At 63.5% G+C, this 26,346-nt stretch carries 24 protein-coding genes; 13 read left to right on the top strand and 11 right to left on the bottom strand.

Going from position 1 to position 26,346, the window contains the following annotated elements:
* Nucleotides 1–12: 12 nt before the first annotated feature.
* The gene (locus FRZ40_RS19505) at nucleotides 13–600 is read right to left on the bottom strand and encodes a cysteine hydrolase family protein (RefSeq protein ID WP_147235249.1); all 588 of its coding nucleotides are present in this window, start codon (nucleotides 598–600) and stop codon (nucleotides 13–15) included.
* Between the two features lie 144 nt (nucleotides 601–744).
* On the opposite strand from FRZ40_RS19505, the gene FRZ40_RS19500 reads away from it, so the two are divergent.
* Both FRZ40_RS19500 and FRZ40_RS19495 read left to right on the top strand, forming a co-directional pair.
* A complete protein-coding gene (locus tag FRZ40_RS19500) occupies nucleotides 745–2,556 on the top strand; it encodes an ABC transporter transmembrane domain-containing protein (RefSeq protein ID WP_147235247.1) in 1,812 nt (603 codons plus the stop codon).
* 186 nt (nucleotides 2,557–2,742) lie between these two features.
* A complete protein-coding gene (locus FRZ40_RS19495) occupies nucleotides 2,743–4,128 on the top strand; it encodes a hypothetical protein (protein WP_147235245.1) in 1,386 nt (461 codons plus the stop codon).
* A gap of 51 nt (nucleotides 4,129–4,179) precedes the next feature.
* Here the strand turns inward: FRZ40_RS19495 and ald are convergent, their stop codons facing one another.
* From ald to phnA, 3 genes are all read right to left on the bottom strand, one after another.
* The gene (gene ald / locus FRZ40_RS19490; RefSeq protein ID WP_147235243.1) at nucleotides 4,180–5,298 is read right to left on the bottom strand and encodes an alanine dehydrogenase; all 1,119 of its coding nucleotides are present in this window, start codon (nucleotides 5,296–5,298) and stop codon (nucleotides 4,180–4,182) included.
* A 66-nt stretch (nucleotides 5,299–5,364) separates the two neighbouring features.
* Entirely contained in the window at nucleotides 5,365–6,822 is a 1,458-nt protein-coding gene (gene phnY / locus FRZ40_RS19485) for a phosphonoacetaldehyde dehydrogenase (RefSeq protein ID WP_028367891.1), read from the bottom strand.
* A 13-nt stretch (nucleotides 6,823–6,835) separates the two neighbouring features.
* Nucleotides 6,836–8,071 (bottom strand): phosphonoacetate hydrolase, encoded by a 1,236-nt coding sequence (gene phnA / locus FRZ40_RS19480; protein ID WP_028367892.1) that lies wholly within the window; start codon nucleotides 8,069–8,071, stop codon nucleotides 6,836–6,838.
* 217 nt (nucleotides 8,072–8,288) lie between these two features.
* On the opposite strand from phnA, the gene FRZ40_RS19475 reads away from it, so the two are divergent.
* The 4 genes from FRZ40_RS19475 (at nucleotide 8,289) to FRZ40_RS19460 (ending at nucleotide 13,450) form a co-directional block, all read left to right on the top strand.
* A complete protein-coding gene (locus tag FRZ40_RS19475; RefSeq protein WP_028367893.1) occupies nucleotides 8,289–9,344 on the top strand; it encodes a putative 2-aminoethylphosphonate ABC transporter substrate-binding protein in 1,056 nt (351 codons plus the stop codon).
* Nucleotides 9,345–9,469: 125 nt separating this feature from the next.
* The gene (locus FRZ40_RS19470; RefSeq protein WP_028367894.1) at nucleotides 9,470–10,561 is read left to right on the top strand and encodes a putative 2-aminoethylphosphonate ABC transporter ATP-binding protein; all 1,092 of its coding nucleotides are present in this window, start codon (nucleotides 9,470–9,472) and stop codon (nucleotides 10,559–10,561) included.
* Nucleotides 10,558–12,285 carry a putative 2-aminoethylphosphonate ABC transporter permease subunit gene (locus FRZ40_RS19465; RefSeq protein ID WP_028367895.1) on the top strand — a complete coding sequence of 576 codons (1,728 nt, stop codon included), beginning with the start codon at nucleotides 10,558–10,560 and terminating at the stop codon, nucleotides 12,283–12,285. The genes FRZ40_RS19470 and FRZ40_RS19465 overlap by 4 nt, the downstream gene beginning before the upstream one ends.
* 34 nt (nucleotides 12,286–12,319) lie before the next feature.
* Nucleotides 12,320–13,450 carry a 2-aminoethylphosphonate--pyruvate transaminase gene (locus FRZ40_RS19460; RefSeq protein ID WP_028367896.1) on the top strand — a complete coding sequence of 377 codons (1,131 nt, stop codon included), beginning with the start codon at nucleotides 12,320–12,322 and terminating at the stop codon, nucleotides 13,448–13,450.
* A gap of 79 nt (nucleotides 13,451–13,529) precedes the next feature.
* Here FRZ40_RS19460 and FRZ40_RS19455 read toward each other — a convergent pair whose 3' ends face one another.
* The 5 genes from FRZ40_RS19455 to FRZ40_RS19435 all read right to left on the bottom strand — a co-directional run bounded on the left by FRZ40_RS19455 (nucleotide 13,530) and on the right by FRZ40_RS19435 (nucleotide 17,286).
* Nucleotides 13,530–14,252 (bottom strand): phosphonate utilization associated transcriptional regulator, encoded by a 723-nt coding sequence (locus tag FRZ40_RS19455; protein WP_028367897.1) that lies wholly within the window; start codon nucleotides 14,250–14,252, stop codon nucleotides 13,530–13,532.
* A 147-nt stretch (nucleotides 14,253–14,399) separates the two neighbouring features.
* Nucleotides 14,400–15,281, bottom strand: coding sequence for an NmrA family NAD(P)-binding protein (locus tag FRZ40_RS19450; RefSeq protein WP_147235241.1), 882 nt, complete (start codon nucleotides 15,279–15,281; stop codon nucleotides 14,400–14,402).
* Between the two features lie 154 nt (nucleotides 15,282–15,435).
* Entirely contained in the window at nucleotides 15,436–16,008 is a 573-nt protein-coding gene (locus FRZ40_RS19445; protein ID WP_028367899.1) for a TetR/AcrR family transcriptional regulator, read from the bottom strand.
* Nucleotides 16,009–16,102: 94 nt separating this feature from the next.
* Complete coding sequence (locus FRZ40_RS19440) at nucleotides 16,103–16,744, bottom strand: DUF1109 domain-containing protein (protein WP_147235239.1); 642 nt, start codon at nucleotides 16,742–16,744, stop codon at nucleotides 16,103–16,105.
* Nucleotides 16,741–17,286, bottom strand: a complete 546-nt coding sequence (locus FRZ40_RS19435; protein ID WP_028367901.1) for a sigma-70 family RNA polymerase sigma factor — start codon at nucleotides 17,284–17,286, stop codon at nucleotides 16,741–16,743. Before FRZ40_RS19435 ends, FRZ40_RS19440 begins: the two co-directional genes overlap by 4 nt.
* Nucleotides 17,287–17,578: 292 nt before the next feature.
* Here FRZ40_RS19435 and FRZ40_RS19430 point away from each other — a divergent pair, with 292 nt between their 5' ends.
* The 3 genes from FRZ40_RS19430 (at nucleotide 17,579) to FRZ40_RS19420 (ending at nucleotide 19,316) form a co-directional block, all read left to right on the top strand.
* Nucleotides 17,579–18,217, top strand: coding sequence for a cytochrome b/b6 domain-containing protein (locus tag FRZ40_RS19430; protein ID WP_028367902.1), 639 nt, complete (start codon nucleotides 17,579–17,581; stop codon nucleotides 18,215–18,217).
* 20 nt (nucleotides 18,218–18,237) lie between these two features.
* Nucleotides 18,238–19,014, top strand: coding sequence for a molybdopterin-dependent oxidoreductase (locus FRZ40_RS19425; RefSeq protein WP_147235238.1), 777 nt, complete (start codon nucleotides 18,238–18,240; stop codon nucleotides 19,012–19,014).
* Nucleotides 19,015–19,082: 68 nt separating this feature from the next.
* Entirely contained in the window at nucleotides 19,083–19,316 is a 234-nt protein-coding gene (locus FRZ40_RS19420; RefSeq protein WP_028367904.1) for a pentapeptide MXKDX repeat protein, read from the top strand.
* Between the two features lie 52 nt (nucleotides 19,317–19,368).
* Here the strand turns inward: FRZ40_RS19420 and FRZ40_RS19415 are convergent, their stop codons facing one another.
* Complete coding sequence (locus FRZ40_RS19415; protein ID WP_028367905.1) at nucleotides 19,369–20,430, bottom strand: class I SAM-dependent methyltransferase; 1,062 nt, start codon at nucleotides 20,428–20,430, stop codon at nucleotides 19,369–19,371.
* Nucleotides 20,431–20,614: 184 nt separating this feature from the next.
* On the opposite strand from FRZ40_RS19415, the gene FRZ40_RS19410 reads away from it, so the two are divergent.
* The 4 genes from FRZ40_RS19410 to FRZ40_RS19395 all read left to right on the top strand — a co-directional run bounded on the left by FRZ40_RS19410 (nucleotide 20,615) and on the right by FRZ40_RS19395 (nucleotide 23,911).
* On the top strand, nucleotides 20,615–21,034 hold the full coding sequence (locus FRZ40_RS19410) for a MarR family winged helix-turn-helix transcriptional regulator (protein ID WP_028367906.1): 420 nt from the start codon (nucleotides 20,615–20,617) through the stop codon (nucleotides 21,032–21,034).
* A 94-nt stretch (nucleotides 21,035–21,128) separates the two neighbouring features.
* Nucleotides 21,129–22,436 carry a chloride channel protein gene (locus FRZ40_RS19405; RefSeq protein WP_028367907.1) on the top strand — a complete coding sequence of 436 codons (1,308 nt, stop codon included), beginning with the start codon at nucleotides 21,129–21,131 and terminating at the stop codon, nucleotides 22,434–22,436.
* A gap of 101 nt (nucleotides 22,437–22,537) precedes the next feature.
* Nucleotides 22,538–23,104, top strand: coding sequence for a TetR/AcrR family transcriptional regulator (locus FRZ40_RS19400; protein WP_240057235.1), 567 nt, complete (start codon nucleotides 22,538–22,540; stop codon nucleotides 23,102–23,104).
* 78 nt (nucleotides 23,105–23,182) lie between these two features.
* Nucleotides 23,183–23,911 (top strand): cysteine hydrolase family protein, encoded by a 729-nt coding sequence (locus FRZ40_RS19395; protein WP_028367909.1) that lies wholly within the window; start codon nucleotides 23,183–23,185, stop codon nucleotides 23,909–23,911.
* Nucleotides 23,912–23,931: 20 nt separating this feature from the next.
* Here FRZ40_RS19395 and FRZ40_RS19390 read toward each other — a convergent pair whose 3' ends face one another.
* Entirely contained in the window at nucleotides 23,932–26,175 is a 2,244-nt protein-coding gene (locus FRZ40_RS19390) for an SLC26A/SulP transporter family protein (RefSeq protein ID WP_147235236.1), read from the bottom strand.
* Between the last annotated feature and the right edge of the window lie 171 nt (nucleotides 26,176–26,346).

Here is a 26,346-nt window from a genome sequence, read left to right as displayed (position 1 = left end):
CGGTGTCGCGGCTCAAGATGCTCGCACAGGCCCGGCGAGCATCGACAGGGCTTCAGGGAGCGAGAGCACCGTCGTGCGCGAATCGAATGCCGTCGAAAACAGATGATCATGCACGACCTGATCCGGGTCGTAGCAGCAATCCTTGACCGTGAACAGGCGGAAGTCCGCATCGCTTGCGTATGCAACCGACGACAGCACGACACCCGTCGACGCAATGCCCACCATGATCAATGTATCGATACCCTGGGCAGACAGACGCACCTGCAGATCGGTGCCGAAAAACACGCTGGCACGATGCGCGATGATGAGCGGCTCGGTGGCCCGCCGGTCGAGTTCGGGCGCGATCCCGTCGTTGACGAAAAGGCCGAGCTGTCTGATTCCTTGTCCGTTCCTGTTCAACGGGCTGACTTCCGGATAGCCGGGACTGAAGTGGATTTTGGCGAAGTAGAGGCTGACGCCCTGCGCTCGCGCGGCATCGCACAGCGTGCGCGTATTGGCGAGCAGGGCAGGCGCTGCGGCGGGGAACAGCGCCAGAATGTCGGTCTGATAATGCATGACTACCAGAGCGGTTCGCGCGGGCACGATCGATGGAATCTGCATGTTCACAGTGCATGCCCCGGGCAGACACAGGGCTACATGAGGGACAGAAGGTCATAGACTCTACCATGGCCGTTCCGTTGCCTGACCCGCGCCTGCGCGGACTGGCACAATCCACCTATCGCCGATCCGCACAGGAACCTGTCCATGCCCGATGCCGCCGCGCGCACGCGACGTGTCGCTCCCCTTTTTGCCCTGTTTCCGTTCCTCCGTCCTTATGCAACGCGCTGGGCGCTCGCGTTTCTGGCGCTCGTCATTTCGGCGGGCGCCACGCTGGCGTTGCCCGTCGCGTTCAAGTACCTGATCGACCGCGGCTTCGCGAGCGGCAATCGCGCGCATATCGACCGCTACTTCATCGCGCTCTTCGTTCTCTCGCTGATCCTTGCCGCCGCGACGGCGCTGCGCTTCTACTGGGTGTCGTGGCTCGGCGAACGGGTGACGGCCGATATGCGGCGCGCCGTCTACGATCACGTGATGCGGATGAGCCCGCAGTTCTTCGAGACGACGCAGACGGGCGAGGTGCTGTCGCGTCTCACCACGGATACGACGCTGATCCAGACCGTGGTCGGCACGAGCCTGTCGCTCGGACTGCGCAATCTCCTGCTGACGGTCGGCGGCGTTGCGATGCTGATCGCGACGAGCCCGGTGCTGTCGGGCTATATCATCGCGACGCTGGTCGTCGTGGTTGCGCCCATCATCATCTTCGGGCGGCGCGTGCGGCGGCTCTCGCGCGCCAGCCAGGACAAGGTCGCGAACGCGAGCGCGCTGGCGGGCGAAGTGCTCAACGCGATGCCGACCGTGCAGTCGTACACGCAGGAAAGCTACGAGTCGAGACGTTTCGACAACGCTGTAGAAGGCGCCTTCGATACGGCGCTCACACGCATCCGCGCCCGCGCCTCGCTGACGGCAGTGGTGATCGTGTTCGTGTTCGCGGCCATCGTGTTCGTGTTGTGGCTGGGCGCTCAGGCCGTCCTGGCGGGAAGCATGACGGCGGGCCAGTTGTCGCAGTTCATCCTCTATGCGGTTTTCACGGCGGGCGCCGTCGGGGCCGTCGCCGAAGTATGGGGCGATCTGCAGCGGGCTGCCGGTGCAACGGAACGGCTGCTGCAACTCATGGCCGCGCGCTCGCCCGTGGCGCAAGCGCAGACACCCGTGCCGCTGCCCGCGCATGGCGAAGGCATCCGTTTCGACAACGTCGGCTTTTCGTATCCGTCGCGACCGGGCATCGCCGCGCTCTCCGCGTTCTCGCTCGACGTGCGTCCTGGCGAGCATGTCGCGCTGGTCGGACCGTCCGGCGCGGGCAAGACCACGTTGTTCCAGCTGCTGCTGCGCTTTTACGATCCGCAATCGGGCAGCATATCGATCAACGGCGTGTCGACGGATCAGGTCTCGTTTGCCGCATTGCGCAAAGCGATCGGCGTCGTGCTGCAGGAATCGGTGATTTTTTCGGGCAGCGTGCTCGACAACATCCGTTACGGGATGCCCGACGCCACGCTCGCTCAGGTGCAACGCGCCGCTGAAATGGCGGCGGCTGCCGGTTTTATCGACGCGTTGCCGCAAGGCTACGACACCTTTCTTGGCGAGCGCGGCGTGCGGCTGTCGGGCGGACAGCGCCAGCGCCTGGCGATTGCACGCGCGATTCTCAAGGATCCGCCCATCCTGCTGCTCGACGAAGCGACCAGCGCGCTCGACGCCGCGAGCGAACGGCTCGTGCAAACGGCGCTGGACAACGCCGCGCTGAATCGCACGACGCTCGTCATTGCGCATCGTCTTGCCACCGTGAAGCAGGCGGACCGCATCGTCGTGATGGATCAGGGGCGTATCGTCGCGCAAGGCCGTCATGCGGAGCTTCTGCACAGTTCGCCGCTCTATGCGCAGCTGGCGGCATTGCAGTTCGGCGAACTGGCGAGGCAGCCCGGCGAGCCCGATGTGCTGGGCGATCGGGTGGACTCTCACTAGGGCATTCATCACGCGTTTCCATCGGCCGCGTCGGCAAGCTTCGCTTTCATGCTTCTCTCTTCCGATGCGATACGAATCCGCAAGCCTGGCTGCGTAGATTCGCGCAGGTCGCATGCCGCGACGCATGGCGCGTCGATGACCGTGCGCCTCGCAACCGATCGAACGAGCCTCTTTGGGAGAGAAGTCATGAATGTGTCCGGTATCCAGACTGGTTTGGTCACCTCAGTCGCGCGCGACCCGCAAACTCCCGAGGCCGCGCGGCAAGACGAAGTCAGCGCGTTGCTCGCCGATCTGGCGCCCATGCTGGATCGCGCGTTCGCTGCGAACCCGGCCGCCACGGCGGGCGCGCTGCCTTCCGCAACGCCTGCTTCGGGCGCTGCAACGCCTGCCATGCCGGCCGCCACATCATCAGCGTCCGGCGCGCCGGCCGCCCATGCACAGCAAGGCGGAACCGACCTCCAGAATGCGATGTCGTCGACGCAGGCAAAAGATCCCACGCTGTTTGCGAAGACGATGAAAGACGCGCAGAGCGGCGACGGCAATGCGCTCGTCGAAGACGAACTGCAGGCGTACAAGGAAGGCGCGATCACCCGACAGCAGGCGATCGAGGAAGTATCGGGCGCGCAGAAAATGGCCAACGACCATGGCGGCGGCAAGATCAACGCTCACGTGAAGAGCGATGCGCAGGCCTTGCTGGGCGGAAGCTACATCAAGGGCGGTCAAACGCGGGCGGGTCACGCCATTTCGAAGTTCTTCGAGAGCTTCAATCCCATCGGCGCGATCGTCAAAGGTGTGAAGGACAAGACGTCGAAACCCTCCGAAGACATTCTCTCGGCGGCTCAGCCCGCACTGTCGCAAGGCGTTCAGCAGGCGATGGCCGACATGCAGTCCGCCGATCCCGCGCTTGCCCGGAAGTTTCAGCAGGACGCCAGCAAGGGCGACGGCAACGCGATGGTCGACGATATGGTGAACCTCAGGAACGAGCAGCAAACGGGCGCCGTGCCCAATACGTTCAGCGATCAGGATGCGCAGCTATTGGGCAGCCAGGTAGGCTCGCTCGGCAAAGGCAAGGTCAATGCCGCGGAAGACCAGAAGTTCGCGCAGGCGTTCGGCACCGATACGCTGTATCGCGGATCGAGCGCGGCGTCGAAGACCTGGAACAAGATCGAGGACAAGGCTGGCGGGTTCATGCAGCAGATCGTGTCGCCCGTCACCGATACCGTGGGCGGCGCGATCGATCTCGTACACGGCGACATCAAGGGCGCGTTGTCCGAGTTCGGACAGGCGTTCGTCGGCGCGGCGACCGACGCGGCGATGGTCGTCGCACCCGAAGCCGCGCCCGAAGTCGAGGCGGGCGTCATGGCGGCGCGCGGCGGCGCTGAGGCAGCGAAGCTCGCGACCACGTCCGACGGCGCCGTAAGCAGCCTGATGAAGGGCGCGAAAATGGTCGATAAAGGCAACGACTACACGAACCATGCGAACGACGCCATCAACTACCTGACGGGCGGCAACGGCAATAACGGCAATAACGGCAATAACGGCAATAACGGCAACACGCAGCAGGTCGGCTGACGGCGCGAACGCGGCCGGACGAGCCGGCCGCGCTGCAACTCCAGACTGCCGCTATCCGGCGGCGATGACCCCTGCGTCTTCGCACGCATAGCCGAGCGCTTCAGCCACTTCAGGGCAGGTCACCTTGCCGAACGCCACATTCAGGCCGCGGCGCAGATGCTCGTCGTCGGTGAGCGCCTTGCGCCAGCCCTGATCCGCGATCTGCAGGACGAAGGGCAGCGTCGCGTTGTTGAGCGCATAGGTGGAGGTGCGGGGCACGCCGCCGGGCATGTTCGCGACGCAATAGTGAACGACCTCGCCGACCTTGTAGGTCGGCGCCGCGTGCGTCGTCGGCCTGGCCGTCTCGCAGCATCCGCCCTGATCGATCGCAACGTCGACGATGACGGAACCGGCGCTCATCGCCTCGACCATCTTGCGCGTGATGAGTTTCGGCGCGGCGGCGCCCGGCACGAGCACGCCGCCGATCACGAGATCGGCATCGAGCACATGCTGCTCGATATTGTCCTGATTCGAGTACACCGTGATCACGCGTGCGCCGAGCAGCCGGTCCATGCGCCGCAGCGCCTCGACATTGCGATCGATCACCACGACCTGCGCGCCCGTGCCGACGGCCATCTGGGCGGCATTGCTGCCGACCACGCCGGCACCGAGAATCACGATCTTCGCCGACGGAACGCCAGCCACGCCGCCCAGCAGAACGCCCTTGCCGCCATGCGCGCGCTCCAGGCAGAACGCACCCGCCTGAATCGACATGCGGCCCGCGACTTCCGACATCGGCGCGAGCAACGGCAGCCCGCCGCCGCGCTGCGTGACCGTCTCGTAGGCGATGCAGACCGCCTTGCTCTTGACGAGATCGGCGCATTGCTCGGGATCGGGCGCGAGATGCAGGTAGGTGAAAAGAATCTGCCCTTCGCGCAGCATCGCGCGTTCGGGCGCCTGAGGTTCCTTCACCTTGACGATCATGTCGGCCGCTGAAAATATCGCGGCGGCATCCGGCGCGACCTGTGCGCCTGCTGCCCGGTATGCATCGTCCGATGCGCCGATGCCCGCACCCGCTCCCGTCTCCACGCTCACCTTGTGTCCGTGAGCGACGATCTCGCGCACGGAAGAGGGTGTAAGCCCGACGCGATACTCGTGATTCTTGATCTCCTTCGGAACGCCTATGTGCATATTGCCTCCTGTATGGAACTGCAAGCCTGCCGTGAAGCGATGCCTTTCAGTTCATTCGTCAGACGCTCACCACGGCAGCGAATAGGTTTTGGTATTGGTGAAGCTTTTCATCGCCTCCTGCACGCCTTCTTTATAGCCTAATCCGGAATCTTTCACGCCGCCAAAAGGCGTGAGTTCGAGACGGTAGCCCGGCACCTCGCGCACGTTGACGCTGCCCACTTCCAGTTCCGAAATGAAGCGCGTGATGTAGTCGAAGCGGTTCGTGCAGATCGACGACGACAGCGCATAGTCCGTGCTGTTCGACATGCGGATCGCTTCGTCGATATTGCCGAAGCGCATGATGGGCGACACGGGGCCGAACGTTTCGTGCTTGACGAGCGGCATGTCGGGCGTCACGCGATCGACGACGGTTGGCGCATAGAGCGCGCCGTCGCGCTGGTTGCCCGCCAGAAGCCGTGCGCCGCGCGCGAGCGCGTCGTCCACCTGGCGTTCGCAGAAACGCGCGGCGGCTTCGTCGATCACGGTGCCCATGTCGACGGATGCATCGGCGGGATTGCCGTATTTCCATGCACGTGTCTTGTCGACGACGAGATCGGTGAAGCGGTCGGCAACGGCTTCATGAACCAGCATCCGCTTGATCGCGGTGCAGCGCTGTCCGGAGTTCTTGTACGAGCCCGACACGGCGAGTGTGCTGGCTTCGTCGAGATCCGCGTCTTCCATCACGATGATGGGATCGTTGCCGCCCAGTTCGAGCACCGCGCGCCGGTAGCCCATGCGCGACGCGATCGATTTGCCGATCGATACGCCGCCCGTGAAAGTAATCAGATCGATTGCGCGGTTGGTGATCAGTTCGTCGGCGATCACGGCGGGGTCGCCCGTCACGACTTGCAGCATCTGCACGGGCAGGCCTGCTTCGTACAGGATGTCGGCGAGCAGATAGCACGACAGCGGCACCTTTTCCGACGGCTTCACGACGATGCGGTTGTTGGTCGCAATCGACGGCACGATCTTGTGCGCGACCTGATTCATCGGATGATTGAATGGCGTGATGGCCGAAATCACGCCGAGCAGCGGGTCGCGTTGCGTGTACACGCGCCGTTTCTTGCCGTGCGGCGTGAGATCGCACGAGAAGATCTGGCCGTCGTCCTTCAGCACTTCACCCGCGCCGAACACCAGCACGTCGGCGACACGTCCCGCTTCGTAGGTCGAATCCTTGATGCACAGACCGGCTTCCGCCGTGATCAGCGCGGCGATTTCCTGCGTGCGTGCGCGCACGGCATCGGCGGCGCGCCGCAGGATCGCCGCGCGCTCATAGCGCGTGAGCGCCGGGCGATACGCGCGCGCAACCGCAAACGCGCGGCGCACGTCGTCGAGCGTCGCCTTCGGCACGGTGCCGACGAGCGCGCCGTCGTATGGATTGCGCACTTCGATCACTTCGTCGCGATAGAGCTTTTCACCGTCGATGCGCAGCGCTTCGTGGCGAACCTGCGCGTGTCCCTTCGTCGTGTCTGCAATAGCGTTCATGAACGATTCCTCGTCACTGGAGATGGTTGAGTGCAATGTCGATGACGTCGAAGTTGCGCAGACGCGCGCGTTGCGCGGCGGACTTCGCGACAGGCTGGCTGAAGATCAGCGGCACGGTCTGCTCGGCAAGGCCGCCGTGCGAACGCAATGGCGCGTCGAGTCCGGAAAGATCGTGCTTTGCGCGCTGCGTGCCGAGCACGACATCGCGCCCGGAGATCACGATCAGATCGCCCATTCGCGCGGGCGGCAACTCGAAGCGCTCGCAGCCTTCCGCGCTCGTCAGCACGAGTTCGATGCCGGGCTCGCCGGCGAGCTTGCCGCGCAGCGCCTCGATATCCGCCGACGGCGGCAGGTACACGGTTGCAAACGAGCCGAGCGCGCCGTGATGGACGACGTAGGGATCGGTGATGGGCAGGATCACGCGCGCGGCGTCCTTGCCGAGCCATTCGTCGAAACGCTCCTGCAGATAGATCACGTTCGGCTCGCCGTCTTCGTTGTGTTTCGCGTTCATGCCGTGATCCGCCGTGATCGCGACGATCGCACCCAGCTCGTCGAGCCGTTGCAGATAGCCGTCCATCATCTGATAGAACGCGTTCGCGCCGGGCGTGCCGGGCGCGCATTTGTGCTGCACGTAGTCGGTGGTCGACAGATACATCAGATCGATGTCGCGCGTTTCCAGCAGCCGCACGCCCGCCGCGAATACGAATTCCGAAAGATCCGCGCTGTAGACGCCCGGCACCGGCTTGCCGACCAGTTCGACCACGCCGTCGATGCCGTTTTCTTCGAGCGTCGCCTCGTCCGCCTTCTCCGATGAAAAGCAGATGCCCTTCAGGCCTTTGCCGAGCAGGCGGCGCAGTTTGTCCTTCGCGGTGACGACGGCGACGTTCGCGCCCGCTTCGGCGAAACGCGCGAGGACGGTCGGCGCGACGAGGTACTTCGGATCGTTCATCAGCACCTCGGTGCCGCTCTCGCGATCGAAGAAGTAGTTGCCGCTGATGCCGTGCACGGCGGGCGGCACGCCCGTCACGATCGACAGGTTGTTCGGGTTCGTGAAGCTCGGCACGACGCAGTCGCCCCGAAGCGCGGTGGCCGGCTTCAACAGCCTGCCGATAAACGGCGCGACGCCTGCGGCGGCCGCCATCTCCAGATATTCGTACGCGCAGCCGTCCACGCAAACCACGACGACGGGGCTGCGCATCCAGTTGTAGCGGCGGCCGTTCACTTCGACGGATGCAGGGGATGTGCTCATTCGCTTCTCCTTTGACCAGGGTAATCCGGGAATTGATGATGTGGCGTTGTGTGGCATTGTGCGGCAATACTTGACATTAAAATTGACGCTTTGTAGATTGTCAACAACAGACAACAAGAAACGCATTTGTCGGGAGAAAGCAGCAAAAGGGCCGCATTGCGCAGCACTGGCCATTTCCGTCGCTGGCTGCGACGCCACTTATCAAAGGGGTCTGGAGATGAAGGAAGGAACGGGTTTCTACGGTTGCAAGGGTTTTCTGAAAGTGGCGGCGCGTTGTGCCGTGGCGGTGTCGGTGGCGTTCGGGGCCGTTCAGGCCGCGCACGCGAAGACGCAGTTGCTCGTCTATACGGCGCTCGAGGACGAGGCGATGAAGCCGTACAAGGACGCGTTCGAGAAAGCGAATCCCGACATCGAGATTCGCTGGGTGCGCGATTCGACGGGTGCGGTCACGGCGAAGCTGCTCGCCGAAAAGAACAACCCGCGCGCCGACGTCGTGCTCGGTCTCGCGGCGTCGAGCCTGACGGTGCTCGATCTGCAAGGGATGCTGATGCCGTATGCGCCGAAGGGCTTCGACAGTCTCACGCGCAAATACAGCGACACCAACAATCCGCCGCACTGGGTCGGCATGGACGTGTGGGGCGCAACCATCTGCTACAACCGCGTCGAAGCGGAAAAGCGCCATCTGCCGAAGCCGACGTCGTGGGAAGACCTCGCCAAGCCTGTCTACAAAGGGATGATCGTGATGCCGAGCCCGGTCTCGTCGGGCACGGGCTATCTCGACGTGACGTCGTGGCTGCAAACCTTCGGTGACGAGAAGGGCTGGCAGTACATGGACGCGCTCGACAAGAACGTCGCGCAATACGTCCACTCCGGTTCGAAGCCTTGCACGCTGGCGGGCACGGGCGAATTTCCGATCGGCATCTCATTCGAATTCCGCGGCCATGAATTGCAGGCGCAAGGCGCGCCCATCGACCTGATCTTTCCGAAGGAAGGGCTCGGCTGGGACATGGAAGCGACGGGCGTGATGAAGACGACCCGACATCCCGAAGAAGCGAAGAAGCTCGCCGACTTCATGGCGAGCCGCCAGGCGAACGAGATCACCGCGCAATGGTGGGCGATCGTCGCGTATCCCGGCGTCGCGAAGAAGCTTTCCGGCATCCCCGACAACTACTCGCAAATGCTCGTGAAGAACGACTTCGTCTGGTCCGCGAAGAACCGCCAGTCGATTCTCGACGACTGGCAGAAGCGCTACGGCAGCAAGGAGCAGAAGTAGCGCGGATGTTCGCGTGAAGCGCGCGGGGTGATGACTCAGGCGCGCTTCGACCACGCCGGCGGCGCACGCGCATCGCGTGAGTGTGTCGCCGGGACGCAGAAAGCGTAGCGAAGGCGGAGGATCAGATGACAGCGTATTTGAGCGTGGAGCAGGTTTCAAAGCGGTTCAACGAAACGCCCGTTCTGAAGGATATCGATCTCGGCGTGAAGAAGGGCGAGATGCTGTGTTTTCTAGGGCCCTCGGGATGCGGCAAGACGACCTTGCTGCGCATCATCGCGGGGCTCGAAACGCAGAGCATGGGCCGCATCATGCAGGACGGCCGCGACATCTCGCGCCTGCCGCCGCAGTTGCGCGACTACGGCATCGTGTTCCAGTCGTATGCGCTGTTTCCGAATCTCACGATCTTCGACAACGTCGCCTATGGCCTCGTGAACCGCAAGATGAAGCGCGCGGCGATTGCCGATCGCGTGCATGAACTGCTTGCGCTGGTGGGCTTGCCCGACTCGCATCGCAAGCATCCGAACCAGTTGTCGGGCGGCCAGCAGCAGCGCATTGCGCTCGCGCGTGCGCTGGCGACGTCGCCGGGCTTGCTGCTGCTCGACGAACCGCTGTCCGCGCTCGATGCGCGCGTGCGCGTCCGTCTGCGCCAGGAGATAAGGCAATTGCAGCAACGGCTCGGCGTGACGACGATCATGGTCACGCACGACCAGGAAGAAGCGCTGTCGATGGCGGACCGCATCGTCGTGATGAATCAAGGTGTGATCGAACAGATCGGCACGCCGCCCGAGATTTATCGCGAGCCCGCGTCGCCATTCGTCGCGGACTTCATCGGCAAGGTCAACATGATTCCCGCCGAAGTGATGCGCGACGGCACGCTGAAGGCAGGCGAGATCGGCCTGCATTACGGCTGCGGTACGGCGCAGGCGGCAGTGGGGTCGCAGGTCTCCGCTTTCGTGCGTCCCGAAGACATCCATATCGGCCTGCCCGGCGGCGCGCCCGACAACCGGCTCGCCGCGCGCGTGGAGAAGCTCGAATTTCTCGGTGCATTCTGCCGCGTCAGCTTCAAGGTCGACGGACTGACGGGCCAGGAGATCGTCGCCGACCTGTCGTTCCATGAGATGCGCCGCACGGGCCTGCAAACGGGCGCGCGTTGCGACCTTGCCATTCAACGCGAAAACGTGTGCGTGTTCACGGCCGCGAAGGAGCGTCTGCAATGAGCGCCGTATTGATCGAACGCCGCGGCGATGACGAAGCGCACGCCGAAGTACGGCAAATCACGCATTGGCACGACCGGATCGCGCAGCTCGCGCTGTTGATGATGTCGGCGATGCTGGCCATGTTTCTGCTGGTGCCGCTCGCGCTCGTGATCGGCAAATGCTTCGTCGATGCGGACGGCCGCTTCATCGGGCTCGCGAACTTCACCGGCTATCTGGGCAATAGCGCGGTCTGGACGTCGGCGCTGCATTCCGTGGCCGTTGCGAGCACGGTGACGGCGATCGTGATTCCGATGGCGTTCACGTTCGCGTATGCGCTCACGCGCTCGTGCATGCCGATGAAGAACGCGGTCCGCACGGTGGCGCTGCTGCCGCTGCTCGCGCCTACATTGCTGTCTGCCGTGTCGTTCATATACTGGTTCGGCAACTCGGGGCTGCTCAAGCCGCTGTTGCATGGACATTCGATCTACGGCTTCTCCGGCATCGTCTGCAGTCTCGTGTACGCGGCGTTCCCGCATGTGCTGATGATCCTCGTCACGGCGCTGGCGCTTTCCGATGGCCGCCTGTACGAAGCCGCCGATGCGATGGGCACGAGCCGCTTTCGCAAGTTCGTCACGATCACGCTGCCTGGCGCGAAGTACGGCCTGATCAGCGCGACGATGGTCTCGTTCACGATCTGCATCAACGACTTCGGCATTCCCGTCGTGATCGGCGGGCCGTACACGGTGTTGTCGACGGATATCTACAAGCTCATCATCGGCTTGCAGGACTTCAACCGCAGCGCCGTCGTGAGTCTGCTGCTGCTGTGTCCCGCGCTCGTCGCGTTCGCCGTCGACTTCCTGATCCGCCGCAAACAGCAGTCGCAACTCGGCGCGCGTTCGACGCCGTTCCAGCCGAAGCCGTCGCGCGGCTTCGACATGGCGATGCTCGCGTACTGCGCATTCATCTGTGTGCTGATGATCGCCGTGGTCGGCATTTCGGTTTTCGCGTCGTTCGTGAAGTTCTGGCCGTATCAGATGAGCCTTGGCTTGCAGCACTACAAGATGGGGCTGATTGCAGCGGGCATTTTCGATGCGTACAAGAACAGCCTGCGGATGGCGGCCTGCGTGGCGATCGGCGGCACGGCCATCGTGTTCGGCGGCGCGTATCTCGTCGAGAAGACGCGCGGGCCGCGCTGGCTGCGCGGCTTCATCAACCTCTGCGCGATCCTGCCGATGGGCGTGCCGGGACTCGTGCTCGGCATCAGCTACATCTTTCTGTTCAATGCGCCAGCCAATCCCCTCAACGGCCTCTACGGCACACTCGCGCTGCTCGCCGTGGTGACGGTGGTGCACTACTACTCGTCGAGTCATCTGACGGCGGTGACGGCCTTGCGGCAGATCGACAACGAATTCGAAGCGGTGTCGGCTTCGCTGAAAGTGCCTTTCTACAAGACGTTCTGGCGCGTCACCGTGCCCGTGTGTCTGCCGTCGATCCTGCAGATCGCGCGCTATCTGTTCGTCAACGGCATGACGACGGTGTCGGCCGTCGCGTTCCTTTATTCGCCCGACACGCAGCCCGCTTCGGTGGCGATCCTGAACCTCGACGACGCCGGTCAGATCGGACCGGCCGCCGCGATGGCGACGCTCGTTCTCGTCACGGCTGCATGTGCATGTCTGCTGTTCGCCGGCGTATCGCACGGCGTGTTGCGTCGAACCCAGGCATGGCGCACCACGCGCCGTGGCTGAACCGAACCCTCATCGTGTCCACCAAGGAGATACCGTGAATCTGCCCCGTCAACCGATTCTGCTCACTCCCGGCCCGCTCACCACGTCCGACCGCACGCGCGAGGCCATGCTGCGCGATTGGGGTTCGTGGGACGGCGATTTCAACCAGATCACCGCGCGCATCCGCCGCGAGACGCTGCGCATCGTGCATGGCGAAGAGACGCACGAATGCGTGCCGCTGCAAGGCAGCGGCACGTTCTCGGTCGAAGCTGCGATCGGTACGCTCGTGCCGCGCGACGGCCATGTGCTGGTGCCGAACAACGGCGCGTATTGCCAGCGCATTGCGAAGATCTGCCGCGCACTCGGGCGGCGTCATCAGACCATCGATTATCCGGAGGACGTGCAGGTCAGGGCCGCCGACATCGACCGCGTGCTCGCCGCCGATCCGTCCATCACGCACGTCGCGCTGGTTCACTGCGAAACGGGCGCGGGCGTGCTGAATCCGCTGCACGACATCGCGATGGTGGTGGCGAAGCACGGGCGCAGCCTGATTGTCGATGCGATGAGTTCATTCGGCGCGATCGATATCGATGCGCGCCAGACGCCGTTCGACGCCGTCGTCGCGGCTTCGGGCAAGTGCCTGGAAGGCGTGCCCGGCATGGGATTCGTGATCGTCCGGCGCAGCGTGCTCGAGCGCTGCGAGGGCAATAGCCATTCGCTGGCGATGGATCTGTACGACCAGTGGGTCTACATGAACCGCACGATGCAATGGCGCTTCACGCCGCCGACGCATGTCGTCGCCGCGCTCGATCAGGCCATTGCGCAGTATGTGGACGAGGGCGGCCTCGAAGCGCGCGGGGCACGCTATGCGCGCAACTGCCGCGCGCTGATCGACGGCATGGCGAAGCTCGGCTTCAGGCCGTTCCTCGATCCGTCGATTCAGGCGCCCATCATCGTGACATTCCACGCACCGGACGATCCCGCATACGACTTCAAGACCTTCTATCAGGAAGTGAAGCGGCACGGCTACATCCTGTATCCGGGCAAGCTCACGCAGATCGAAACGTTCCGCGTCGGATGCATCGGGCACTTCGGCGAGGCGGGGATTCCCGGCGCTGTTGCGGCGATCGCCGAGACGCTGAAGGCGATGGGGATTTCGCAGGTGTCGCCGAAAGCGCTGGCGTGAAGGACATGGCGTGACCCGAAGGCCTCGCGCGGTGGCGGTGATGCGCGAGGCTTTTTTTGAAGCATGGCGGGCTTTACCGCTACGTGACGGATGCTCCATTGGTTCGGCCGGCTTCGATCCATTGCTCGTGTGCGCGCCGCATTCTCGCGATGCCGTGCGCGACATGCTCGCGCACCAGCGAGACCGCACGTTCTTCATCGCCGCTCGCGAGCGCATTCACGATCTTCTCGTGTTCGGCGATGGATTCGCTCAACGCGCTATGGTCCGTTTCGATCGCGGCCTGGCGCAGCAATCCGAGTTGCAGCACGAGCTGGCGGTACGTCGCAATGAGATGCTGATTGCCGACGCCCGCAATCATCGCGTCGTGCAGTTGCAGGTTCAGTTCCGTATAGCGCGCGAGATCGCGTGTTTTCTTTGCGGCCTTCATCGCCGCGACGATGCTCTTCAGTGTGTCGAGCGTCTCGGGCGGCATGTGATTCGCGAGCTTGCGTGCGACCGCTTCGTCCAGCATCGCCCGCACTTCGTAGATTTCTTCCGCTTCGCGCAGCGACACGACACGCACCATCACGCCTCGATTCTTTTCCGTCTTCAGAAGCCCCGACGCTTCCAGCGCGCGGAAAGCTTCGCGCACAGGGCCACGCGATACGTTCAGACGCGTGGCGATATCGGCTTCATTGAGCTTCTCGCCGGGCGCGTACTCGCCCGACAGGATGCTGCGGTGAAGGCTCTCCTGCACGAGCATGGCGAGCGATTGCCGCCGGAGGAGGTCGAAAGCATGCGGCAGGCTGCTGTTGTCGTTCATGGAGATCGATCCGGGAGTATCGGCGCTCGTACGTTGTCTGCGCAGACATTGCGGCACGTTCTGTTTATTGTCAACAATAAATGAGGGCGCTTTTCGCGTCGTGCGTGAAAAATGCGGCCCGCCGGTGCGAGCCGCATGCGTCGTTCGTTACTGCTCGAACGCCTGGCGATGCGCTTTCACGAAGTCGCTGACGGTTTGAGGGGCACGCCCAGTAATTTCACCGATCACACCGTCGGCGCCCGAGAAAATGCCATTCTGATAGTCGATGGCGATCGCAAGAAAATGCTGGATGATGAATTCGGGCAGATCGTAACGCTCGAGATGCGTGCGGTATTGCTCGATGGTCGAAGGGCTGTAGGTAATCTTGCGGCCGAGCACTTCGCTCATTTCATCGGCGATTTCGCGCTGATTCATCTCGACGGGCCCGAGCAGCGGATAGGTCTTGCCGATATGGTCAGACGGCTGCGCGAGCACGGCGGCGATGAGCCGGGCCTGATCCTCGCCCGCAATCGGCGCGTGACGTCCGTCGCCGTACGGCAGTGTGATCTTGCCTTCCTGCACGATCTGATCGCGCACCCACGGGAAAACCAGCCATTCGGAGAAGAAGGTCGGGCGAATGTGCACGGTCGGCACGCCCGACCAGTCGAGCACGCGTTCCGCGATCCAGTGGTCGCGTGCGGCGTGGCTCTTCGAGTCTTCGCGCGCGGAAATCTGCGACATCTCCACCACGACCTCGACGCCTGCGCGCTTTGCCGCCTCCGCAAAATACGACGTGGCCTGGATGAAGCCTGGCCGCACGGGATAACACAGGTAAGCGCCCGTAACGCCGTCCATCGCGCGCCGCACGTCGTCGTGTTCGAGCAGATCGCCGACGACGATTTCGGCGCCCTGGGCGCGCAGCGCCGCGCTGCGTTCGTCTTCGCAATGAACGAAGGCGCGAACGGCGTGCCCGTCGTTCAGCAGATGGCGGATGGTGTGAACGCCTGTCTTGCCGGTGGCGCCAGTGATGAGGAATTTGCGTTGCTGCATGATGGACTCTCCAATCTAACGGTGTGGCACTCGACGTGAGTGCAGGGGACTGCCGGATATCGCCGCGATCGGATCGTCACTTCGATATCTTTTGAAAGTGCATACGCACATTTAGCGGCGCGCGTAATCGGTTCGGATTCGACGGCAGGGATATCTACATCGCGGTGAGGTGTTCCCTGACGGTTTGCAGAATGGCGGCTGACGCGTCCGGGTCGTCGACGATACGAGACATCGTCAGCGCGCCGATCATCGCCGAGAGTGCGAAGACCGCTTCCGATTTCGCCACTGCGCGCTGCCGGCGTTTCGATCGTTTGGCGAGGACTTCGACGAGGCCATCGAAGCCGCGTGCCGCGACGGCGCGCGTCTTGTCGTCGGACCGGGCAAGCTCGCTGCCCATTCCGGCAAGCGGGCAGCCTTCCGCCCGCTGGTCGCGGTGTGAACTGGACACGTAGGCGTCGATGATCGCCTTGAAGCCGTCATCAGCCGCGCTGGCTTTGGCGACGCTGTCGAGCTTATGGATGATCGCGTTCAGTCCCGCCTCGCATGCTTCCGCCACCAGCTGATCTTTGGACTCGAAATGGCGGTAGAAGCCGCCGTGCGAAAGCCCTGCTTCGGACATCAGATCGGCGAGGCCAGTGCCCTGGATGCCGTTGGCGCGAAACTCCCGTGCCGCGACCTCGACGATCTTGCGGCGCGTATCGGCCGTTTCCGCTCTCGATTTCCTCATGATTGCAGTGCTCGGTAACAGGTTGATTAGATGTTAGTCATCATCTAAATTAAAGTCAACCCGTCCGGTGCTGCAACACTGTGTTTCATCAGCCTTACCAGCGCAGGAGTTTCGGCCCCAGCCACGCGCCGATGCCCGCGGGAACCAGCATGCCGATTGCGTACCACACGCTCCAGAACGCCGGGCTCATCTCGGGACAATGCAGGCAGTACACGACCGTCGCGGTCGAACTCGCGAGCAGGCCGGCGACGGCGCCCGCGAGCCGCAACTGCGTGGGCGCGAGCGACTTGACGGCCCAGAACACGGCGGGGAAGGTCGGCAGCGACAGCAGCATGATGTTGAACGGACATGTGCGCCAGGTCTGGCCGAGCACGACCGCCCATCGTCCGGCGGGCGCCGTGCCGTCCAGCACGACCATGCTCGCCGCCCACACGGCGACGAACGGCAACGCGATCAGCGCCCACGAATAGCCCGCACGCGCACCCGGCCGGCCAAGCCGCATCACGGCGAGCATCGCGCCGACTGCAATTGCCAGCGGATACGCCATCTTGGCCCAGAAGATGGTCGTGCGCGCGACGCTCGCCAGATCGTGCCGCACGCCGAACACCACGCTCATCAGGATCAGCGAGCCCAAGCCGCCTAGCACGAGCGCCTTGATGAAGCGTCGCGCGACGACGCCCCGGTCGATGCGCGTGACCTGGTTCGACAGGAGGCCAATGAGATCGTCGGTCTTCATCGCAGCCCCCGTATGAGCGTCGCCAGCGCCTTGAGGCCGCGATGCACGCCGACCTTCACGGCCGATTCGGACAGTCCCGTGATACGCGCCGTCTCCGTGACCGACAGGCCTTCGAGCTTCATATGAACGATAGGCAGCCGCTGCTTGTCGGGCAGGTGTTCGAGCAGCTTGCCGATATCGTGACGCGCCTGCGCCGGTTCGTCGTCGGTGTCGGCGAGCAGATCGGCGTGGTCGTCGAGCGGATCATTGAGGGATTCGCGGCGCGCGCGCGAGCGGAAAAAATCCATCAGCTTGTAGCGGGCAATGGCATGCAGCCAGGCCGTCAGCGGCTCGTCCGGACGATAGGTGTGACGCGCATTGTGCACAGCGAGCAGAATCTCCTGAACGAGGTCTTCCACATCGTCGCGATAGTGCGGGATGCGTCTGCGCAGAAACGCGCGCAGATGTCGCGTGAGCGCTTGCAGAAAGCTTCGATAAGCGTCGGCGTCGCCGTCGAGACCGCGGACGAACAACGCTTTCAGGCGGCTTTCCGCTTCTTGCAAATTGACTCCCGTGTTGGCGGAACGGCGAGACGACGCGTGCGCATGGCTTACCGTCGCGATCGCGAGGGGAGCGGCCAGCTTCATATCGATGGCTTCCGTCAAGCCGAAGCCGTGATGCGCCACTATAGCGCGGTCATCGTCCATCGTCGTCACCCGCCTCCTTTAACGGGTTAATTCGCTCTTCCGCAGTGGCCGGTTACAGCCCGCACAAAAAATATTTCTTCGCGCCGCGCTGTAACCGGCCGCCCATTCCCGGCGAATTTACGTGTATCCGACCGTCACGGTGATCGACATGGACACGTTAAAGGCGTCACTCACTCCAGCGCACGCAGGCGTTCAGCGCAATCCGCCCATTCATCCGCTGTGGTTGCGCATCACGCATTGGCTCAATGCGCTGGCGGCGCTCGTCATGATGTTCTCGGGCTGGCGCATTTATGACGCTTCGCCCGTGTTCAGGAGCATCGTCATTCCGCCGTCGATCACGCTCGGCGGCTGGCTCGGCGGCGCGCTGCAATGGCACTTCGCCGCGATGTGGCTGCTGGTGTTCAACGGCATCGTGTATCTCGCGCTCAACATCGCGAGCGGACGCCTGGTCGCGAAGTTCTTTCCGCTTTCGCCGCGCGCCGTGTTGCGCGACTTCGTCGCCGCAGCGAGCGGCAAGCTGTCCCACGCGGATTTGCGGCAGTACAACGCGGTGCAGAAGCTCGCGTATCTGGCTGTCATCGTCGATCTGATCGTGCTCGTGCTGTCGGGTCTCGCGATCTGGAAGTCCGTGCAGTTTCCGCTGCTGCGCGAACTGATGGGCGGCTACGACAACGCGCGCATCGTTCACTTCTGCGCAATGGCGGTGATGGCGGCGTTCGTCGTCGTGCATGTCGCGATGGTCGCGCTCGTGCCGCGCTCGCTGCTGACCATGTTGCGCGGCCGCTGATCTTTGCACGAGGAAACCCCATGAAAACCAGCGCCAAACCGACCGTCAAGCTCGACCGCGCTTCGATTCTCGCGGATGCAAGCCGCGAACTGGAGATGCCGTCGCGGCGTCTGTTCGGCAAACGCATGCTGACGCTGGGCGGACTGTCGCTGCTGACAGGCTGCTCGATCACCGACGACGATTCCGTCAACAGGTTTCTGACGGCGGTCTCGCGTCTCAACGACCGCGCGCAAGCACTGTTGTTCGATCCGAACCAGCTCGCGCCGACGTACACGGAAGCGCAACTGACGCGGCCGTTTCCGTTCAACGCGTTCTATGGCATCGACGATGTGCCCGCCGTGGATGGCAGCGACTATCGCCTGAAAGTGAGCGGCCTCGTGACGGGACAACGCGTGTGGACGCTGCCCGAACTCTATGCGCTGCCGCACGCGGAGCAGATCACGCGGCATATCTGCGTCGAAGGATGGAGCGCGATCGGGCGCTGGGGCGGCACGCCGTTCGCGGGATTCCTGCGCCGCATAGGCGCGGACACGACGGCGAAGTACGTCGGCTTTCGCTGTGCGGACGACTACTACGAGAGCATCGACATGCCGACGGCGCTGCATCCGCAGACCTTGCTCACGTTCGAATACGACGGCCAGCGTCTGCCCGCGAAATACGGCTATCCGATGAAGCTGCGCATGCCGACCAAGCTCGGCTACAAGAACCCGAAGCACATCGTCGAGATCTTCGTCACCAATACCTATCCGGGCGGGTATTGGGTCGACCAGGGCTACAACTGGTTCGGCGGTTCCTGAGTGCTGTTCTGCTTTTTTCTGGTTCCGGTCTGGCCGGATACCGTTTCAACCCACCAAGGAGATGAGCAATGAAACGACTGATGACGGCTGTATTCGTAGCAGCGATGGCGATGGGCACGACGGCTGCATTTGCGCAGGCGAGCGGTGCGATGTCGAATGACGCCATGAGCAAGGACGCGATGTCGCACGACGCGATGAAGAAAGACAGCATGTCGCACGATGCGATGAAGAAAAACAGCAAGATGAAGAAGCACGATGCGATGGGTATGAATCACCCTGCATCGGGCGCGATGTCGCAATAAGCGGTTTGCAGCTGGCGATGAAGCCGGGCGCGCCCGGCTTCATCAACGCTGTCTATGCCTGCGCCTGAAAGATCAGGTTGAACGGCGTTTGCGTCGCGCGCCTGAAACGCGTGAAGCCGCCCGCCGTCACGACATCTCTGAGCCGCGCTTCGCCCGCCTGTGCGCCGAGCGCTCTTCTGCCTTCCTGCGACAACGAAGCGCCCGTGCAGATCATCGTCGATGCGCAATAGAACACGCGTCCGACAGGATTGAGATTGTCTTCTAGCCGGTCGTTCGCAAAGGGCTCGACGATCATCCACGATCCATCCGGCTTCAACGCCTGCAGCACGTGTGCCGCGGCGCCCGTCGGGTCGCCCATGTCATGCAGGCAATCGAAGAAAGCGACGAGGTCGTAGTCGTTGCCCGGAAATCCTTGCGCGCTCGCGACTTCGAACGTGACGCGTTCGTTGAGACCTGCCTCGTCGGCAAGCTCGCGCGCTCTCTGCACGGAGGGTTCGTGATAATCGAAGCCGACGAACGTCGCGTCGGGGTAGGCCTCGGCCATCAGCATCGTGGATGCGCCGTGCCCACAGCCGACATCGGCGACCTTCGCGCCGCGTCCCTTGAGTATCGCTTCGACACCATTGAGCGCGGGAATCCATTCATCGACGAGATGCGCCGCATAGCCCGGACGGAAGAATCGCTCGGTGCCCCTGAACAGCGACGGATGATGCTGATGCCATCCGACGCCGAGCCCTGTGCGAAACGCGGCTTCGAGTTTGGGCAGGCTGCGGAACATCGCTTCGGCGCAGTCGACGAAACCCGGTATGAAAGTGGGGCTCGTCTCCTCGGCGAAGCACATCGCCATTTCGTTATCGAGTTGATAACGCGCGGTTTCAGGCTCGTAGCGGACGAAGCCTGAGGCGGCCTGCGCCGCGAGCCATTCGCGCACGTACCGTTCGGCGAGACCGGCGCGTTCTGCCACCTGCTCCGAGGTCATCCAGCCTTGCTCGGTCATTGCCTTGTACAGCCCGAGCCGGTCGCCCAGCGCAATCAGCGGTGCGGACGCGACCGCGCCGAACTCTTCGACCATGCGCCCCATGAAGTCCTGCACTTTTTGCTCGTCGTATTGCATGTGCCACCTCCTCGGCGAAGGCAGAATTGATCTGACGAAAAGGACGTCCGCCCATGCCTGCACGTTGTCGACGGCGTCCATGCGAAGTATAGGTAGCGGAAAGACAGACGAAAGGCGCAGTGCGGGGCATTTCGTGCGTGTGTGTATGATCCGCGAACATCAAGGCCATTCACCGGGACTGCAAATGAGTTCAAGCAGGCAAGCCAAACGCGACCTTCCAGCCAAACGGGATCTGGAAGCGATGTCGGTATTCCGTTACGAGTTGCGCAAGTTTCTGCGCGTCTCCGAAGAGATCGCCAACGCGGCGGGCATCACGACGCTTCAGTATCAGCTGCTGCTGCACGTGCGCGGGTTCGAAGGCCGCCAGTGGGCCACGGTCGGCGAACTCGCGGAACGTCTGCAGGCGGCGCCAAACGGCACGGCCGCGCTGGTGTCGCGCTGCGAATCGGCGGGGCTCGTGACGCGCAAGCCCGACGCCGACGATCGCCGTCAGGTGCAGGTGCATCTGACGCCCAAGGGCGAGCGCTGCCTGCTCAAGCTCGCAGCCGAGCACAAGGCGCACTATGGCTCGTTCGGCTGGGTGTTCGGCGAGGTGGGCGAATAGGCATTGCGCAGTGGGCTGTCGGGGGCGAAACGGGGGAGTGCGCATTTATGTCACAATGTGCCTTATTTCGTTTCGACCACACACAAGCATTCCGATGCGCATTCCCGTTCCTCTCGACCGACGCGCGGTGCTGCGCGCCAGGCGGCTTTGGCTCCACTATGGGGTGTTCTGGCTGGGCGCGGTGGCAACCGGTCTGGTCGCCGTCATGTACGCGCGTCTGATCGATTCCGGCTACGAAGCCTTTTTGCGCTACACGGCGATGCTCTGGTGGTTGCCGCTCGTGCTCACGCCGGCCGTCGGCGCGGTCGGCGTCTGGATGACGCGCCGCTGGTTCCCCGGCGCCGAGGGCAGCGGTATTCCTCAAGTGATCGCGACGCTGCATGACGGGCGCGACCTCGGCCCGCGTCTGCTGAACCTGCGGATTCTCCTCGGCAAGATCGCCATATCGTTTCTATCGATTCTGGGCGGCTTCACGATTGGCCGCGAGGGGCCGACGATCCACGTCGGCGCGTCGCTGATGTTCAGTCTGCGGCGCTTTTACCCCGAGCGCCTGCGCAATATCCGCGGCGCGGAACTGGAACGCAAGCTCGCACTGGCGGGTGCGGCCGCGGGGCTCTCCGCGGCATTCAATGCGCCGCTCGCCGGCGTCGTCTTCGCCATCGAAGAACTGACGCGCAGCTTCGAGCAGCGGACCAGCGGCGTGCTGATCACGGCGATCATCTTCGCGGGTATCGTCTCGCTCGGCATGCAGGGCAACTACACGTATTTCGGCACGATCGATATAGACGGCCACTTTCCGGATCTGCTCGCCGTTGCCGTGGTGATGCTGGGCGGCGTGACGGGCGTCGCGGGCGGCGCATTCTGCTGGCTGTTGCTGAATACGGGACGCTGGATGCCAGCAAGACTGGTCGTGTGGCGCAACGCGCATCCCGTTGCATTCGGCGCGGCGTGCGGCCTCTTCATCGCCGTCATCGGCGTCGCCGCCGGCGGTCATACATTCGGCAGCGGCTATGCCGAAGCGCGCGGCATGCTCGAAGGCAGCTCGCAACTCGGCGCGAGCTATCCGCTGCTCAAGATGGCGTCGATGGTCGGCTCGTATCTGCCCGGCGCGCCAGGCGGTCTCTTTGCGCCTTCGCTCGCGATCGGTGCCGGAATCGGTAACGCACTGCATCTTCTGTTCGGGCAGATGCAGCTGCCGATGCTCATCGCGCTCGGCATGGTCGGCTATCTCGCGGCCGTCACGCAAAGCCCGATCACCGCGTTCGTCATCGTGATCGAGATGATCAACGGGCACGCGCTGGTGCTGTCGCTGATGGCGACTGCGCTGATCGCGAGCCAGGTGTCGAAGCTCTTTGCGCCGCCGCTGTACGAGGCGCTGGCGCAGCGCTACGTCGCGCATTGAGAGCCCGCCGCAGCTTGACAGAAAATAGATGACCGGTTACTTTATTATCCATCAACCGATCAATGATGAGCCGACACCATGCCAAGACCCCGAACCCCGAAGTGCGTGCCCGACTGCTGAGCATCGGGCGCGACGTCGTGCTCGACAAAGGGTTTAACGGCTGCGGCGTGCAGGACATCACGGCGGCCGCCAATGTGCCGAAGGGCTCGTTCTACAACTACTTCGAGACGAAGGAAGCCTTTGCGGCGGAAATCGTCGAGCAATACTGGCAGTCCATTGAAGACAGACACGGGCCGATTCTGTACGACGCGCGCATCAAGCCGCTCAAGCGTATCGTGCGCTTTTTCCGCGCAATCAGCGAAGATCATGGCCGCGAGAATTTCAAGCTCGGTTGCCTGATCGGCAATCTGTCGCTCGAACTGTCGAACACGAGCGACAGCACGCGCGGCAAGCTCACCGAGCTTCTGCAACGTTGGGAAGACGGTCTCGCGGCCTGTCTTGCAGAAGCCCAGGAACGCGGCGAACTGGACACGGGAATCAAGGCTGCCGAGCTGGCGCAGATCGTGATCGAGGCTTACGAAGGTGCGCTGATGCGCGGCAAGGTCGAGCAATCGGGCGACGCCTGTGCGCGTTTCGAGCGTGTCGTGCTGCCGCGGTTATTGCGGTAGTTTTTTTTGTCTTTTTATAAGGTGACCGGTCATCTATATTTTCTTAGAGATCTGACGGTCCCAAACGGAGAGGTAGATATGAGTAACGAAAACACGGTTCGACCAGGCAGTGTCAATGCATATGCCGACCCCGCCGATCCGGCACTTCCCGGAACCGGCTTCACGCTCGATCGTTCGAAGGCCGCGCTGGTGGTGGTGGATCCGCAAAACGATTTTCTCAGTCCGGCGGGCGCAAGCTGGCCCATCTTCGGGCCGAGCGTCACCGAAAACAATACGGTGGCGCACGTCGAGCAATTGCTGAAAGGCTTCAAGGCGCTCGATCTCACGGTTGCAGTGTCGCCGCATTATTACTACCCGTACGATCATCACTGGCACTTCGGCGGCCCGCTCGAGAAGGTCATGCACGACATCAACATGTTCGAACGGAAAGGGCCGATTTCGCTGGAAGGATTCGAAGGCTCGGGCGCCGATTTTCTCGAACAGTACAAGCCGTACATCCTGGACGGAAAGACGATCATCGCGTCGCCGCACAAGGTGTACGGACCCGAAACGAATGACCTCGTCCTGCAGTTGCGCAAGAAGGGCATCTCGCAGATCGTGCTGGCGGGCATGGCGGCCAATCTGTGTATCGAGTCGCATCTTCGCGAACTGATCGAGCAGGGATTCGAAGTGCTCGTCGTACGCGATGCGACGGCGGGCCCGCGTGTCCCCGAGGGCGACGGCTACCTTGCCGCATTGATCAACTTCCGTTTCCTCGCTCACGCGCTCTGGACGACGGAAGAAACGCTGCGTGCGCTGAATGCCTGAATCTGCTGGGTCGTGCGCGATCAATACGCGGCACGCAAGGCCTCGTCGGCGACGGCGAGCCGTGCCGCAATTGTCTTGATCAGGAAGCGGTGAAACTGCTGTGCGGCGACGGGGTCATCGCGTTCGAGCGCGAACAGCGCCGGCGCCGACAGCCGATGAACGCGCGTGGGCGATTCGGCGACGACATCGGCGCTTCGCGTGGTTTGCGTGTACACGGCCATCTCGCCAACCACCGTGCCGGGACCGAACGAGCGCAGCCGCACGAGCCGGCCGTCGGACAGCGGCAGCGAAACGGCGACGCGTCCGCGTTCGACGATATAGAGCGCGTCGCCCGGCTCGCCGCGCAGAAAGAGCGGCTCGCCCGCGACGAGATCGCGCACTTCGAGGCAGTCGCACAGCTTCGCCAGCGCGGGCAGCGTGAAATGCGGCGCGAGGGTCGCACGGAAATCCTGTTCATCCGATCGCGGCAGGACACAACACGATTCGAGCACGCGGTCTTCGATCCATTCGAGACCGGCGTCGAGCGTCGCGAATTCGTGTATCCGCAGGTTCAGTGTGCCCGACTTCGCGAGCAGGCTGCGCGAGCGGGCGGGCAACGCGGTGAGCACGAGGTCGGCGCCCGACGACGCGCACAGTTGCCGCAGCTTGACGAAAGCAACCGATACCGACGCATCCATGCCGTTGGTCGACGCGAAGTCGAGCACGACATAGCGCACGGCAACCGCGCCGTTCGCCTGGAGCCGTTCGCGCACGCGCTGCAGAATCGAATTGGCGGTGCCGAAGAACAGAAAGCCTTGCAGGCACAAGCCGTACACCTGAGCGCCGCGTTCGCGCAGCTGCGCCGAATCTTCGATGCTGCGTTCGACCGACGAGGTGCGCGTGGCGGCATCGAATGCCATGCGCACGCAGCTGACGCGCCCATACAGCAGCGCGAACATCACACAGGCGGCGATGACGCCCGCGATCACGCCCGCGACGACGCCATAGAACGCGACGACGGCCAGCATGCCTGGCACGAGCGCGTACTCGTACCAGTTGAGCCTCGCATAGGCGCCGAAGAGCCACTGCAGCATCAGCCGCAGCCCCATGAACAGTTGCAGCCCGACCAGCACGGGCACGGGAAAGAGCGCGACCAGATCGGGCGATGCCGCGAGCGCCGCGAGGCACGCGAGCGCCGCGAACACGCCCGCGAGGCGGCTCGTCGCGCCGGCGCGCGCATTGAGCATCGAGCGGTTGTACGACTGATAGCCGACCATGCCGCCCAGCAATCCGCTCGCGATGTTGGCAAGCCCCGCGGCACGCATTTCGCGATTCAGATCGATGTCCTCGCCGGTTGCCGCGCCGATGGCCGTCGAGTTCATCAGGATCGTGATCGCCGACGCCGACGTCACGATGAGCGTCTCGGGCAGGTGTGCCGCAATCGCGGGCCAGTCGATCGCACCCTGCGCGAGCGGCGCGGGAACACGCAGATCGGGGAAGAAGTGCAGCTTGACGTGCGGCAGCAGCAGGCCCATGTTGCGCGCATCGTCGATCGAGAGTCCGGCTAGACGCAGCAGCACATAGAACAGCGCGACGCCGCACACGAGCACGAACGGCAACGCGGCAATGTGCTGCTGCCCGCGCGTGAGTATGGTAGTCAGCACGCCGATGACGAGGGCCGGCACCCACGCGAGCCAGTGCAGATGCGTGAGCAGGCCGAGGGTATGCCACTGCGGCGCTTCGCCCGTCAGCACGCGAAACGCACCCGCCAGCAGCAGATAACCCGTGCCCGCCAGAAAGCCGCCCACGACGGGGTACGGCAGGAACTGCAAGGACCGGCTGCGCTTCGACGAGCCGATCCCAAACAGCACGATGCCCGTCAACACCGAACACAGCGCGATGGCGATCAGCACGGTCAGAAGCAGGGTTTGCGGCGAGCCGCCGTCGGCATGCACGCTGCTCGCGACGCCTGCCGCCACACCCGCGAGAAACGCGGTCGCGTTGCTGTCGGGCCCGGCGATGTTCAGGCGCATCGAGCTGGTCAGCGCGATCACGAGCGCCGTGACGATGCAGCTGATCAGCGCGGTCGGCACGCCGAGTTCGGCATAGCGCGCGAGGTCGGCGCTGAAGATCAACGTGCCGAGGCTCATCGCGTAGCAGAGCATGACGAGCGTCGAAACGGCGCCCGCCGTCAGGTCGCCGAACAGTCCGCTGACGCGTGCCGCGGCGCCGACGTGCGACGCCGGCGTGGACTCCGACGAAGAACCTGTAGCACCCCGCTTCACGGCGCTCTCCCGGAACGCGCGGGCCCGCGCCAGGCGGGCGGCCGTCCGGGCCAGTATCCGCCGCTGTTCTCGCCGCTGTCAAACCACGCGGCACGCGAGCGCCGCGCACAACACCTGCACTGGAAAAGACGCGTGGCGCGGTATTTCTTAAGCGCTCAACGGGAAACAGCT

This window comes from Paraburkholderia azotifigens (assembly GCF_007995085.1).
Taxonomy (GTDB): Bacteria; Pseudomonadota; Gammaproteobacteria; order Burkholderiales; family Burkholderiaceae; genus Paraburkholderia; species Paraburkholderia azotifigens.
Note: the sequence above shows the minus strand (reverse complement) of the source record. Positions and strands in the feature narration are given on the sequence as shown.

Coding starts and splice junctions, on each gene's coding strand:
- FRZ40_RS19445 (WP_028367899.1), bottom strand. CDS start 16,008: ATGAGGAAATCGAGAGCGGAAACGGCCGATACGCGCCGCAAGATCGTC.
- FRZ40_RS19475 (WP_028367893.1), top strand. CDS start 8,289: ATGAAGGAAGGAACGGGTTTCTACGGTTGCAAGGGTTTTCTGAAAGTG.
- FRZ40_RS19425 (WP_147235238.1), top strand. CDS start 18,238: ATGAAAACCAGCGCCAAACCGACCGTCAAGCTCGACCGCGCTTCGATT.
- ald (WP_147235243.1), bottom strand. CDS start 5,298: ATGCACATAGGCGTTCCGAAGGAGATCAAGAATCACGAGTATCGCGTC.
- FRZ40_RS19500 (WP_147235247.1), top strand. CDS start 745: ATGCCCGATGCCGCCGCGCGCACGCGACGTGTCGCTCCCCTTTTTGCC.
- FRZ40_RS19470 (WP_028367894.1), top strand. CDS start 9,470: ATGACAGCGTATTTGAGCGTGGAGCAGGTTTCAAAGCGGTTCAACGAA.
- FRZ40_RS19405 (WP_028367907.1), top strand. CDS start 21,129: ATGCGCATTCCCGTTCCTCTCGACCGACGCGCGGTGCTGCGCGCCAGG.
- FRZ40_RS19450 (WP_147235241.1), bottom strand. CDS start 15,281: ATGCAGCAACGCAAATTCCTCATCACTGGCGCCACCGGCAAGACAGGC.
- phnA (WP_028367892.1), bottom strand. CDS start 8,071: ATGAGCACATCCCCTGCATCCGTCGAAGTGAACGGCCGCCGCTACAAC.
- phnY (WP_028367891.1), bottom strand. CDS start 6,822: ATGAACGCTATTGCAGACACGACGAAGGGACACGCGCAGGTTCGCCAC.
- FRZ40_RS19395 (WP_028367909.1), top strand. CDS start 23,183: ATGAGTAACGAAAACACGGTTCGACCAGGCAGTGTCAATGCATATGCC.
- FRZ40_RS19495 (WP_147235245.1), top strand. CDS start 2,743: ATGAATGTGTCCGGTATCCAGACTGGTTTGGTCACCTCAGTCGCGCGC.
- FRZ40_RS19410 (WP_028367906.1), top strand. CDS start 20,615: ATGAGTTCAAGCAGGCAAGCCAAACGCGACCTTCCAGCCAAACGGGAT.
- FRZ40_RS19465 (WP_028367895.1), top strand. CDS start 10,558: ATGAGCGCCGTATTGATCGAACGCCGCGGCGATGACGAAGCGCACGCC.
- FRZ40_RS19430 (WP_028367902.1), top strand. CDS start 17,579: ATGGACACGTTAAAGGCGTCACTCACTCCAGCGCACGCAGGCGTTCAG.
- FRZ40_RS19420 (WP_028367904.1), top strand. CDS start 19,083: ATGAAACGACTGATGACGGCTGTATTCGTAGCAGCGATGGCGATGGGC.
- FRZ40_RS19505 (WP_147235249.1), bottom strand. CDS start 600: ATGCAGATTCCATCGATCGTGCCCGCGCGAACCGCTCTGGTAGTCATG.
- FRZ40_RS19415 (WP_028367905.1), bottom strand. CDS start 20,430: ATGCAATACGACGAGCAAAAAGTGCAGGACTTCATGGGGCGCATGGTC.
- FRZ40_RS19440 (WP_147235239.1), bottom strand. CDS start 16,744: ATGAAGACCGACGATCTCATTGGCCTCCTGTCGAACCAGGTCACGCGC.
- FRZ40_RS19455 (WP_028367897.1), bottom strand. CDS start 14,252: ATGAACGACAACAGCAGCCTGCCGCATGCTTTCGACCTCCTCCGGCGG.